We start from the raw sequence: 11,549 nt of genomic DNA, 5'->3' as shown, positions 1-11,549 counted from the left end.
GGGGCTACTCGCTGCTGGAGTTCGAGGTGTACGCCAGCTGACCGGCTGAACGGCACGACAGGGCGCGGGGATCGTCGGCGGTCCCCGCGCCCCGCTACGTCCCGGGCGCTTGCAGGGCGGTGAGGGTGACCGCGACGAGCCGATCCCTGGCGGCCTGTGACGGCATGGTGCTCGCGGCGGCGAGGGCATGCAGACAGAACGCGGCCAGCTCGGCGGCGGGGACGTCGGTGCGGACCTCGCCGGCCCCGGCCGCCGCGTCGATCGCGTCGGCGACCAGTGTGTGCAGGTGCGCGTGGGCGTGCCGCACGTGCGCGGCGCCGTGCAGGGCCGCCGCGTGATCGTGGTCCTGACCTCCGGATGACAGCCGCGCGTAGGTGGACAGCAGCACCTGGAGCCGCTGGCCGGGTCGTGTGGCGCGGGCGGCCGCCGCGGTCAGGTGCTGCAGGTGGTCGGTGACCTGCCGCTCGTGCCAGGCGACGACGATCGCCTCGACGTCGGGGAAGTACTTGTACAGCGTGGCCCGGCCGATGCCCGCGGCCTGCGCGATCTGCGACATCGTCACCCCGGTCAGGCCGTGCTCGGCGACGAGCGCGGCGGTCGCGTCGAGGATCGCGGCGTGCACGCTGCGCCGGTGGTCGTCGATCGTCGCGTCCCACAGTCTCGGCACCCCACCACGATACATCCCGCATCTGCATCGACATTATGTATTGCATCTAGACACTCTGTATCGCAAAATTGCGGGTATGCCTCGTTGGGTGAAGGTGTTCGGCGCTGTCGGCGTCGTCCTCGTGGTGCTTGTCGTGGTCATGCTGCTCAGCGGCCACAGTCCGGGCCGGCACGGCCTGTGAGGCTGCGACGGCTCGGACTGGTCGCACACATCGGAGTGTCGGTCGGCTGGCTCGGCGCGGCCGTGGCGTCCCTGGCGGTCGCCGTGACCGGCCTCGCGGCACGCGAGCCGGCCTTGGCACGGGCCGCCTACCTGGTGCTGGAGCCGGTCGGCTGGTGGACCCTGGTGCCGCTCGGCGTGGCGAGCCTCGTGACCGGGGTCGTGCAGTCGCTGGGGACGAGCTGGGGGCTGGTCCGGCACTACTGGGTGCTGTTCAAACTCATGATGAACCTGTTCGCCGTCGGGGTGTTGCTGCTGTACATGCGAACCCTCGGCCAGCTCGCCGCCCTGGCCCGCTCCGGAGACGCCCCGCGCTCCCCGTCGCCGGTGGTGCACGCCGCGGCGGCGATCGTGCTGCTGCTGGTGGCGCTCGTCCTGTCGGTGTACAAACCACGCGGCCGTACACCGTGGGAGACGTCTGTGCGACGCTGAGCCCGAGGCAAGGGGCAGGGGGCGGGACCGGTGTTGACGGACGCGGAAATGGCCTGGCTCGACCCGGACGACGTGCGCCGGCAGCTGGAAGCTCGCCTGTCGTCGCTGCCGTACGACGAGTATCTGGACTGTGTCGCCGCCTTCCTGCCGCACCTCGACGATGAGGACCGGCTGCTACAGGCGTGTGGAGCTGTGCCGTGGGAGCTGTCGGACGAGGCCCGCTCCGCGGCGGTGGACAGTCTCGTCGAGGGCGTGATGCGCTCCGTCGAGCCCGGCGACGACCTGGCAGATGTCCGGCCGGCGTTGGGAATTCTCGACCGCGCGCGGGTGCATGCGGCGCCCGTCCTGGACGAGCCGGTCATGCGCCGTGCGGGGCCGGACGATGTGGCGACCGTTCTGGGACTCCTGGACGAGGCCGTTGCGTGGCTGCGTGGGCGCGGGTCGCGGCAATGGCTGCTCTGGCCGCGCGAACGGGACATGGTCGCGGCCTGCGTGTTCCGTGGCGAGGTGTGGCTGCTGGACACCGCTTCCGGCGCCGCCGGGACCGTCACGCTCACCGCGAAGCCCGACCCGGGCCGGTGGGACGATCAGCGGGACGTGAACGCCACACACCTGTCCCGACTGGTGGTGCGGCGGGACCACGCCGGGCGGGGCATCGGCGGGCAGATCCTGCGTTGGGCACGGATCCGCGCGTACCGGCACGGCGACTTCTTCGTGCGGATCGCCGCCTGGCCGACCAGCTCGCGCCTGCACGAATACCTGTCAGGGCAGGGGTTTCGGTACCTGACGCACGAGGCCGGCCCGCTGGCCACGTCCCGGGCGCTGTTCATGTGCAGGGCGCTGACCGGCGGCGCGCCCGCACCGTTCGCCGACGAGGTGCCGCCGGTCCTGCTGGCGACGCACCGCGAGGACCGCGAGCCCCACGAGGCCGGCGACCACGAGCACGTCGTACCGCAGCTGCGACTGGAATCGGGGGACGCGGCCCGGCTGATGCCCGGCCACCGGCACCGGCTGTGGAACGCCGGCGGCTGGAAGCTCCAGGGTGCCGAGGTCAGGCAGTGGCATCCGGGCGAGCCGGTGACAGCCGTGGACGGGCTGGAGCTGCGCCCGGGCACCGAATACGTGCTCACCCACCTGCCCGGCGACCCGTGCGCCGTCGAGGTCGTCGCGATCGTGCGCGGGATGCTGTAAGCGGTCAGCGGGGCTTGCGGGCGGCCCACCACGCCAGCAGCAGCACCGTCGCGACCTCGGCGAGGCCGAGTAGCCGCTCCACCCCGCCGAGCGGGATCGCCCGCCACCAGCGCACGCCCGTCCACGGCTCGGACACCAGCGCCCACAGGATGGGCGAGAAGCACAGCAGCGACACCACCCCGCCGAGCGCGACCAGCCGGGCGGGGGTCGCGCGCAGCCACGGCGCCGCGGCCAGCAGCGCGCCCGCCGGCAGGCTCAGGAACGCGACCAGGCTCGCCACGCGGTGGATGTCGCCGCTCATCGACGGGCCGGCCGCCCAGTTGTGCTTCTCGAACCAGACCACGCCGACGAGCCCGGCGACCCACAGCAGCAGCGCCACCGTCGCCCCCGGGCGCAGCAGCAGCCCGGCCCGCCGCAGCGCGACCACCACGGTCAGCGACCCGGCGGCGAGCAGCAGCGTCGCCACGTCGAACACCCAGCCGTTGGACAGCAGCGCGTACTGACTGATGGTCCGGCTCGTCCAGTCCAGCTGCGCCGACGGCTGGAGGACGTGCAGCAGGCCGTACATGACGACCGACACCGCCACGCACAGCACACCCACACCGGACAACGCTCTGCTGTTCATCCTCTCCAGACTGCCACGCCGCCGACCGGGTGCCCCCATGACGGCGGCGGAGTGTGCTATCCCGGAGCGATGACGGACGAGTTGCGGGGGCGGCTGGACGAGGCGATCGCGGCCGGGCACCTCGACGGGCTGCACGGGGTCGTGGCGGTGCGCGGCGGTGAGACGGTCCTGGAGCACTACGGCACGGGCGCCGACACGACGTGGAACATCCCGCTCGGTGTGGTCGAGTTCGGGCCGGACACACTGCACGACCTGCGGTCCGTGACGAAGAGCGTGACGGCGCTGCTGTACGGCGTCGCGCTCGGCGAAGGGCGGGTGCCCAACCCCGGGGCGTCGCTGCTGGAGCAGTTCCCGCAGTATCCGGACCTGGCCGCCGACGCCGGCCGCCGGAAGCTCACCGTCGGGCACGCGCTGACGATGTCGCTCGGCCTCGAATGGCGGGAGGAGATCCCGTACGACAGCCCGGACAACGCCGAGATCGCGATGGAGCTGGCGGCGGACCGGTACCGGTACGTGCTGGAGCGGCCGGTCGTCGAGGCGCCCGGCACCCGGTGGCACTACTGCGGCGGTGCCACGGCGCTGATCGGCAAGCTGATCGCCGACGGGACGGGGCAGCCGCTGCCGGAATACGCGCGGGCCAGGCTGTTCGAGCCGCTGGGCATCGAGCACTTCACGTGGATCGAAGGCGCCGACGGGGTGGCGTCGGCGGCGTCCGGGCTGCGGCTCGCACCGCGCGACCTGGCCCGCATCGGCTCGATGATGCTCGCAGAAGGCATGGACCTCGTCCCCGCCGGCTGGCTCCGCACGATGCTCGAGCCGCGCCTGAAGACCGACTGGGACGCCATGTACGGCTACCAGTGGTACCTGGAGACGCTCGCGGAGCGTTCGATCGTGATGGCCGCGGGCAACGGCGGTCAGCGCCTCGCGGTCGTGCCCGAGCTCGACCTGACCGTGGCGATCACGGCCGGCAACTACGACGACCCCGAGCAGTGGCGGACCCCGGCCGCCCTGCTGGAACAGGTGATCCTGCCCGCCCTGGCGTGAGCTATCCTCCGGCTGTGTCGGAGCGTCATGTCATCGGTTTCCTGGTCTCCACCGAGCTGCTGTGGGACCTTGTCGGGTCCGGTCTCGCGCCGGGCGACCTGCTCGACGACGCGGCCGGCGAGGTCGCCGAGCTCGACTTCCACCTCGCGCGGAGCTGGCCGGGCATGACCGCGGAGCGGCTCGCGCGGGACGTGTTCGCCGGGCAGTTGGACGAGGCGAATGCCGGTGACGTGGTCCGCCTGCTCGCTCCGCTGCTCGATGCCGTCGCGTTCCCGGTGTACGGCGAGCAGGCCCTCTGGATCCAGGAGACGATGGCGCTGGACTGGCCGCCGGCGCTGAAGGCGCTGGGCCTGCCCACCCTCGCGGCCCACTGGGAGCAGGGCAACATCGCCTGGCCCTGGCCGCGCGGCACCTCACCCAGGTCGTCGTGGCCGGTCGTGACGGAGCTGCCGCCCGTGGTCCTCGAGGCCGTGCGGGCAGAGTTCGCGGCGTCCGGCTGGCGCTCGGCGCTGGAGGACCTGCCCTACGACGCACTCGAGGTCGACGACCCCGAGGACGTCCGGGAGGAGCTCGCCGAGAACCTCGAGCAGCTGGCCGCCTGGCTCCTCGTCACCCCGGAGCCCGGCCGCCGCTGCGTGGCCCCGGACGGCAACTCGCTCGTCCTCATCATGGACGGCGACATGTGACCGCACGCCCAAGATAGGCGGCGAGCCGGTCCTCGACCGTCGCCGTGCCCGGCACAGGTTGTTGCGGCCCGAACGATCCGCCGGCGGTCCGGGGGAGCGTGCCGTAGATCGCCTTCACGGCCTCCAGCATGCGCCCGGCGACGTCCGGGACGAGGTCGGTGCTCGCGCCGGTCGCCGTGGCCAGGTCCCAGCCGTGGACCAGCATCTCGATGACGACCTGCTCGACCATCCGCCACCCCGGCGCCGGCCCGAACCGCTCCCGCAGCAACCCGGGCCGCCGGAACGCCTCCAGGGTCGCCGCCGCCGCGTCCCGGAACGCGGCGACATGGTCGTCACCGAGATGGTCGGCGTCGAAGTCGCCGCGCGGCGCACCCGTCGCCAGGCCGGTCCACAGCAGGTTCTCCCACACGAGATGCTCCAGCAGCGTCCGCACGTCCCAGCCGGCGCACGGGGTGGGATCAGCGAACCGGTCCCGTTCCACGGCGGCGACGAGCTGTTCCACTGCGGCGAGGACCCGCTCGCAGTCCGCCAGCACCTGCTCGGGATCGCCACCGTCATCGGCCATCGCGGCGATGTCCTCCGCCCGGCCGCCCGGCACCGGGTTCGCCCGCAGCGCCGTCATCAGCCACGCGCCCGGCTCCGCGAGACTCGGCCGGACGGGCCAGCCGTTGATGACGCACAGCAGCTGCCAGTACCGCTCGACGCCCCGGTCCGAGGCGACCTCCAACTGCTCCAGCAGTCGCCGCCTGGCCTCCACGCCGTCTTCTGTGACCTGCAGATCCGTGCTGCGCTGCGTCGGGATCCACGCCTCGACGATGCCCGCCACGACCGGGTCGGCGGCGGGTGAGTCGGGCATGATGCCGTTGTCCGCGGCCTCGGTGACCCGCTCCACCCACAGGGCCGTGAGCCGCTCGACCGCCGCCACATCTTGGTGGTCGTGCTCCCCGGGCGCGTGCTCGGCGGCGTACCCGGCCATCCGCTCGAACGCCGCCCGCAGCTGCGGCGACCGCACCAGCCCGGCCAGCTCGATCCACGCGTCGAGCTGCTCGTCGGTCGGCCGCTCCGGCAGGTCCGGCGTCGCCGCCAGCAACCCGTCCCGGTACGCCGGCACATCGAGGTCCCCGACCGCGTCCACCACGAACCGCTGGACGATCGCGGTGCGCTCCTGCGCCGACAGCCGCGCCAGCCGGGTCAGCTCGGCGAGTTCCTCCGCGGTCGCGTCCCGCCGCGCCACCGACCGCAGCACCGCCTGCTGCAACCGCAACGCCCGGATCTGCGCCTCGATGGCGTCAGCGTGCACCGCCGCCGCCTCACCGAACTTCATCCGGCGGCCGTCGAGCGTAGACCCGACCTCGGTCACCACCCGCGACACCGCCAGGCGCTGCCCAGTCACCCACGTCGTGACCCGGGCAACCTGCCGATCCAGGTCAGCCTTCTGATCATCCGACGACACCTGGGCATACACCACGACAGCGCCGGCGGACGCCGGCCCGGCGGGTTGCTCCACCAGGATCAGCCCGCCCACACGTCGAGCAGGCACAGGAAGCTTGCCCTCCCGGAACCAGCGATACGCCGTTACCGGATGAACCCCTTCCCGCTTCGCCCACTCCTTCAAGTTCACAATTGCATTCAATCGCATACCGATCAGCCAACCGTTGAGTACCCCACCCTGGCGTCTCCCACGATGGGAGAGTCAAGCTCACCACCCGGGCCATCACATGACGTTCGCCAGGACCCCACGGACCGGCTGCGGCTCCGCCAGCTCCGCCACGGCTCGCCAGATGACTCCTGCCGACGCTTGCGACGAGGATTCCCTGACCGAGGACCGGCTCGGTGAGATGCCACGGCCCGCCGCCGGACAGGTCCAGCTTCGCGAGTTCGATGAATTCCCCGGCGTCGCCGTCGACGTCCGCAAGTCTGTAGATGTACAAGGCGACCACCGGGTCGTCTGTACGCACCACGATCGGGGTCGATCGGTGATAGCCGTCCATGGCGACGCCATAGGCGGTGCAGGCGGCAGGGGAACACCAGCCCGGATGACGGCCGGAGTTCAGTGCTTCGCCGATGGACACATCGATGGTGTTCTCGTTCATGTGTTACCTCCGCTACCTCTGCTGCCGGGACGCGGATGTCCCGACTGATGCATGTAGCGTGGTTGATGCAACACTCAGAGCTACAGCCGTGATCTGTTGCCGTTCCGGGCCGGCAACGGTTGGCAACATGTTCGTTGGGGAGCCGATGCACGACTTCGGTGTCACGATGCGGGCGCGGCGGGAGGCGGCCGGGCTCAGCCTGCGCGCGCTCGCGCGTGCCGCCCACGTCGACCCAGGGCATCTCAGCCGGGTCGAAGCTGGTCGCCGACCCGCCACCGGTACGCTCGCGAAGACCATCGACCGCATCCTGGAAGCCGGTGGGGAGCTTGAGGTGCTCGCCGGGCGCGCGGCCGGGCCCGGGTGGTCCATCGGGCCGCGGACGTGGCAGAACGATGACCGGGACGCACTCGCTGACGTCCTTGTCGATACTCGACCGACACCTGCCAACGCTGTCGAGCTGGCGCATCAATGGCTCATCACGGAGCCGGTGCAGCTTCGCGAGATGCGTGCCGGGCGCCGGATCGGCACCTCCACGGTGCAGCGGGTCGAGCGGCGCGTGCATCAGCTCAGACTGCTCGACGACCATGTCGGCGGTGCGAGCACGTTTCCCTTGCTGACCGCGGAGATCGCGGCGACGTCCGACCTTCTGCGACTGAGCACGCACTCCGAGGCGGTGGGGAGGCGTCTGCTGGTCGCGCTCGGTGAGCTCGGCCAGGTCGGCGGCTGGGTTGCCGCCGACCACGGACGGCACGCCGATGCGGAGCGGCTGTACCTCGCAGGCATGCGCGCCGCCCACGCCGGCGGCGACCGCGCCGGTGCCGCCAACTGCTTGTCGAGCCTCTCGTACCAGGTGGCCAACACCGGCGACCCGCGCACCGCCGTGACGCTGGCCCGTTCTGCGTACTGCGGCGCCCAGGGGCATGCGAGCGCCACCACGCTGGCGTTGCTCGGGGAACGTGTCGCCTGGGCGAACGCGAGAGCCGGCGACGACGTCGCCTGTGAGCGCGCGCTCAGCGATGTCGACGGGGCGTACGAACGTCGCCGCCCGGACGACGACCCGGTCTGGGTCTACTGGCTCGACCCAGCAGAGATCGAGGTCATGGCGGGGCGGTGCTGGACGGAGCTCCAGCGACCGTTGCGAGCCGTTCCGATACTGGAGCGGGCGACTGCCCGGTACGGCGATGACGTCGCCCGCGAGACAGCGCTGTACCTGTCGTGGCTCGCCGAGGCCCTTGTTCAGGCGCGCGAGGTCGACCGGGCCGCCGCGATCAGCCTCGACGTCCTCCGGTTGAACGACCGGTCCGGATCGGCCCGCGTCGACCATCGGGTCCGCGCGTTGCGACAGGTGCTCCAACCTCACGGTGGCAACAGCGTCGTCAAGGCGTTCCTCAAGGAAGAAGCGACGCGATCCGGTCGGCCGAGGCGGTGACGGGGGCGGTGCCGTCGATGATCAGGTCGGCGAGGTGCCTGGTCGGGGCGATGTGGGTGATGTACGCGCCGCGCCCGTGCTCCAGATAGCCGCGGAGCACGAGGGCCGGGTCGCGCCCCTCGCTGATCTTGCGCAGGGTCTTGCGGGCGATGGCGACGTCCGGCGGTGTGTCGACGTAGACCTTCCAGCGTGCGGTGGCCAGCGACGGCAGGGCGAGGGCGAAGATGCCCTCCACGACGACCAGCGGCGCGTCCCGGTGCGGCGCGAGCCGGCGCCGCAGGCGGTCGGGGTCGATGGCGGCCGGGTCGCTGAAGTTGACGACGCGGCCGGGAGCGTCGTACCGCGGCAGGCTCGGAGCGAGGGCGGGGTCGTCGTGGTAGCAGTCATCGAGGTGCACGACCGGGGCGCCGAGGAGCGCGGCGATGCTGGTCTTGCCCGAGCCCGCCGGGCCGCCGAGGGCGAGGACCGCGGTCAACTCTCCACGGCCACGCTGTCGACGGTGCCCGTGGCGTCGAAGGTGACCGCGACGACGTGGTCGGTGAGGTGCCGGCCGAGCGTGTAGTCGAAGACGGCGCGGGTGCCGGTTTCGCCGGGGGACAGGCCGACGCGGACCAGGCGCAGCGCCGCGACGAAGGTGGCGGTGTCGGCGTGGAACATGGCGCCCAGCACTTCGGCGGCGCCGTCGAAGTCCAGGTAGTCGTCGAGCGGGGAGTCCTGGCGCATCGCGTGCCGGGCGCGTTCGTCGAAGCCGGCCAGGTCGGCGGCGAACGGGGTGATGTCGTCCGGTGCGGCCGCGTCGAACTCGACGGTGCCCAGCACGGGGTGGACGATGCCGCGGGTGGTCACAGGTCGAACCAGTACCGGCGGACCGGGCCGGACCCGGTGTCGTCGACGCGTTCGAAGATGCCACCGCAGTGTTCGAGGGTTCTGACGGAGCCGGGGTTGTCCGGGGCGCAGACTGCGAGGAGACGGGTCAGGCCGAGCGACCGGGCCTCGTCGAGCGTGCGGGCCAGTGCCCACGTGGCGTGCCCGCGGCGGCGGGCGGAGGGGCGGATGCCGTAGCCGATGTGGCCGGCCCAGCGGACGTATTCGTCGTCGCCCTGGCGTAAGGCGATTCCGCCGAGGACGCGGCCGTCCTGCACGATCCAGCGGTACGTGCAGCTGTGGGTGGTCGTCGACGGAGCGGAGAGCCGGGCGACCCATGCGGCGAACCCGGCGGGCGAGTCGACGTCGTCGGTCGGTCGGAGCCCGAAGCCGTCCTCGTGCGCGCCGGGACCCCACTCGGCGTGGGCGTCGAGCCAGGCGCTGTGCAGGCGGACGTCGGGTCGGACCAGTTCGGGCACATCGGCGACGGTACCCGATGCGGGCGGTCCGGTGGCCGGGGTGGAGAACCTACAGCGCGGGGGTGTCCTCGCCGGGGATGTCGGTGATGTAGCCGACCTGCGGGGCGGCCTGGTCGCGGCACGCGGTGGGGGACATCGGCTCGGAGGTGGTGCCGCCGCGGGTGCCGACGCGGAACGTGCCGGGCGCGCCGGTGCAGGACTCGGCCGTGTACGTGATCGTGGTGCCGTCCGGTGACCAGACGGGTGCGGTTCCGGTGCGGTCGCTGACCTGGTGCTTGCCGGCGCCGTTGGCCTTCATGACCCAGACGGTGTTGTTGTGCACGTACGTGATGCGCGTGCCGTCGGGGGAGAGGCTCGGCTGCGAGTTGACCTGGTCCTCGGTGAGCCGGACGGTGCGGTCGCCGTCGACGGAGTAGATGACGCCGCCGCGGGCGTAGACGTCGGTGCCGGCGGCGTGGGCGGCGGTCCCGCAGAGGAGGCCGGCGAAGGCGGTGAAGCCGACGAGCGTGAGCGTCTTCGTGATCGTCGTGCGGTTCATCCGTGCCCCCTGTGATCCGTCGCGTCCGTGTGACGCTGAGACCATCGGCGCAACCGTCCGGCACCTGAACGGTTCCCGGCCGGAGATTGTGCGGGCTCAGGGCAGGTAGAACGTGAGCAGGTCCGCGGCGACGGGCGGGAACAGTGCCCGCATCAGCTCTGCGTTGGGGCCTGGGTACACGTCGGCGTGCCGCGCGGTCAGGCCGGCGATGCCGTGCGGGCCGAACAGCAGCGGCGCGATCAGGTCCGGCGCGACGCCCGCACCGCCGTGCGACGCCGGCCCCTGCATCGGGCCGCCCGCGACGACCTCGGTCACGACACCGTGCGCTCGCCGCAGCCGTACGTGATGGCGGAAGAACGAAACGATGACGTCGTCGTCCGAGGCGAAGCCGGCCAGCCGCGCCGACAGCACGGGTCTGAGGTGCGACAGCAGCGCCACCACGTCAGGGACCCGCACGTAGTGGTCGGCGGCGTCCGGCTCCCGCGGTGCGAGGTGCGCGGCGAGCAGCTCCTCGCGGTCCTTCGCCTCGAACTCCCCGCCACCGGCCAGCCCGGCGGCGTGGGCGAGCAGCGCCGCGACCGCCGCCGGCTCGGCCGCCGCGACCTCGCCCAGCACGACGCCCTCGGCGGGTGGCGTGACCCTGCCGGTGCCGATCGGCCGCCCGGCCCGCTCCACGACGAGCTGGGTGCTGCCGGAGCGGGCGACGAGCGCGCGCCAGCACGTCGGCGAGTGCGGCATGCTCAGCTCGTGCCGCCGCTGGACGGCGTCCTGCAGCCGCGCCATCGCCTCGATGTCGCCGGGCCCGGCGGCGCGCACCGTGCAGCCGTCGGGCATGACCGGCACGGTGCGCACGGCCCTGCTCTGCGGGATCGGGATGGCGTACTGGTAGCCGAACTGCCGGTAGAAGTACGGGATCCCGACCATCACCTGCAGGAGGTGCCCGCGCCGGGCGGACCGGTCGTGCGCCCACTCCATCAGCGCGCGGACCAGCCCGCGGCCCTCGTAGGCGCGGTCGGTGGCGACGAGCTCCACCTGCCCGGCGGGGATCGGCACGCCGCCGAGCACGACGGTCTCGTCGAGCAGGGTCGCGGTGGACACGACCCGGTCACCGTCGACGACGACCGCGCACGCGTCATACCCGCCGCCGGGATCCTCCATCACGAGCCGGTGGTCCTCGGCGTCGGCGGCCTCGCCGCGGTCCGTGAGCAGCGCCCCGATCTGGTCGAGGTCAGCGGGCCGGGCCGCGCGCAGTTCCATGCCCCCGATTGTCCACACCCGCTCG

Annotated in this window: 13 protein-coding genes and 1 pseudogene; 5 read left to right on the top strand and 9 right to left on the bottom strand. The window is 72.3% G+C overall.

From position 1 onward, the window contains the following. Positions 1 to 94 precede the first annotated feature (94 nt). Positions 95 to 667, bottom strand: a complete 573-nt coding sequence (locus tag ABZS58_RS47910; protein WP_354791179.1) for a TetR/AcrR family transcriptional regulator — start codon at positions 665 to 667, stop codon at positions 95 to 97. Positions 668 to 844: 177 nt separating this feature from the next. Here ABZS58_RS47910 and ABZS58_RS47905 point away from each other — a divergent pair, with 177 nt between their 5' ends. Next, complete coding sequence (locus ABZS58_RS47905) at positions 845 to 1,318, top strand: DUF2269 domain-containing protein (protein ID WP_354791178.1); 474 nt, start codon at positions 845 to 847, stop codon at positions 1,316 to 1,318. A gap of 48 nt (positions 1,319 to 1,366) precedes the next feature. Then, complete coding sequence (locus ABZS58_RS47900; RefSeq protein WP_354791176.1) at positions 1,367 to 2,509, top strand: hypothetical protein; 1,143 nt, start codon at positions 1,367 to 1,369, stop codon at positions 2,507 to 2,509. 4 nt (positions 2,510 to 2,513) lie between these two features. Here the strand turns inward: ABZS58_RS47900 and ABZS58_RS47895 are convergent, their stop codons facing one another. Then, positions 2,514 to 3,134, bottom strand: a complete 621-nt coding sequence (locus ABZS58_RS47895; RefSeq protein WP_354791174.1) for a DUF998 domain-containing protein — start codon at positions 3,132 to 3,134, stop codon at positions 2,514 to 2,516. Positions 3,135 to 3,203: 69 nt separating this feature from the next. Between ABZS58_RS47895 and ABZS58_RS47890 the strand changes: the two genes are divergently transcribed. Both ABZS58_RS47890 and ABZS58_RS47885 read left to right on the top strand, forming a co-directional pair. After that, positions 3,204 to 4,178 (top strand): serine hydrolase domain-containing protein, encoded by a 975-nt coding sequence (locus ABZS58_RS47890; protein WP_354791173.1) that lies wholly within the window; start codon positions 3,204 to 3,206, stop codon positions 4,176 to 4,178. Positions 4,179 to 4,192: 14 nt separating this feature from the next. Further along, the gene (locus tag ABZS58_RS47885) at positions 4,193 to 4,864 is read left to right on the top strand and encodes a hypothetical protein (RefSeq protein WP_354791171.1); all 672 of its coding nucleotides are present in this window, start codon (positions 4,193 to 4,195) and stop codon (positions 4,862 to 4,864) included. On the opposite strand, the gene ABZS58_RS47880 is transcribed toward ABZS58_RS47885, so the two are convergent. Beyond that, positions 4,845 to 5,429 carry a TIGR03086 family metal-binding protein gene (locus ABZS58_RS47880; protein ID WP_354791181.1) on the bottom strand — a complete coding sequence of 195 codons (585 nt, stop codon included), beginning with the start codon at positions 5,427 to 5,429 and terminating at the stop codon, positions 4,845 to 4,847. The genes ABZS58_RS47885 and ABZS58_RS47880 overlap by 20 nt on opposite strands. Positions 5,430 to 6,182: 753 nt before the next feature. Continuing rightward, a pseudogene (locus tag ABZS58_RS47875) lies at positions 6,183 to 6,485 on the bottom strand (IS607 family transposase); the annotation flags it as partial. A 455-nt stretch (positions 6,486 to 6,940) separates the two neighbouring features. Between ABZS58_RS47875 and ABZS58_RS47870 the strand changes: the two are divergent. Beyond that, on the top strand, positions 6,941 to 8,386 hold the full coding sequence (locus ABZS58_RS47870) for a helix-turn-helix transcriptional regulator (protein ID WP_354791169.1): 1,446 nt from the start codon (positions 6,941 to 6,943) through the stop codon (positions 8,384 to 8,386). On the opposite strand, the gene ABZS58_RS47865 is transcribed toward ABZS58_RS47870, so the two are convergent. The 5 genes from ABZS58_RS47865 to ABZS58_RS47845 all read right to left on the bottom strand — a co-directional run bounded on the left by ABZS58_RS47865 (position 8,346) and on the right by ABZS58_RS47845 (position 11,524). Then, a complete protein-coding gene (locus tag ABZS58_RS47865) occupies positions 8,346 to 8,861 on the bottom strand; it encodes a hypothetical protein (protein WP_354791167.1) in 516 nt (171 codons plus the stop codon). The genes ABZS58_RS47870 and ABZS58_RS47865 overlap by 41 nt on opposite strands. Further along, a complete protein-coding gene (locus ABZS58_RS47860) occupies positions 8,858 to 9,232 on the bottom strand; it encodes a DUF2004 domain-containing protein (RefSeq protein ID WP_354791165.1) in 375 nt (124 codons plus the stop codon). Before ABZS58_RS47860 ends, ABZS58_RS47865 begins: the two co-directional genes overlap by 4 nt. Then, positions 9,229 to 9,729 (bottom strand): GNAT family N-acetyltransferase, encoded by a 501-nt coding sequence (locus ABZS58_RS47855; RefSeq protein WP_354791163.1) that lies wholly within the window; start codon positions 9,727 to 9,729, stop codon positions 9,229 to 9,231. Before ABZS58_RS47855 ends, ABZS58_RS47860 begins: the two co-directional genes overlap by 4 nt. Before the next feature lie 49 nt (positions 9,730 to 9,778). Beyond that, a complete protein-coding gene (locus ABZS58_RS47850; protein ID WP_354791161.1) occupies positions 9,779 to 10,267 on the bottom strand; it encodes a hypothetical protein in 489 nt (162 codons plus the stop codon). 96 nt (positions 10,268 to 10,363) lie between these two features. After that, positions 10,364 to 11,524: a GNAT family N-acetyltransferase gene (locus tag ABZS58_RS47845; RefSeq protein WP_354791159.1), complete on the bottom strand. Its 1,161-nt coding sequence runs from the start codon at positions 11,522 to 11,524 to the stop codon at positions 10,364 to 10,366. Positions 11,525 to 11,549 lie beyond the last annotated feature (25 nt).

Origin of the sequence: Dactylosporangium sp. NPDC005555 (assembly GCF_040605635.1) — a bacterium.
Lineage (GTDB): Bacteria > Actinomycetota > Actinomycetes > Mycobacteriales > Micromonosporaceae > Dactylosporangium.
The sequence above is the reverse complement of the archived record's forward strand: the minus strand, read 5'-3'. Positions and strand labels throughout refer to the sequence as shown.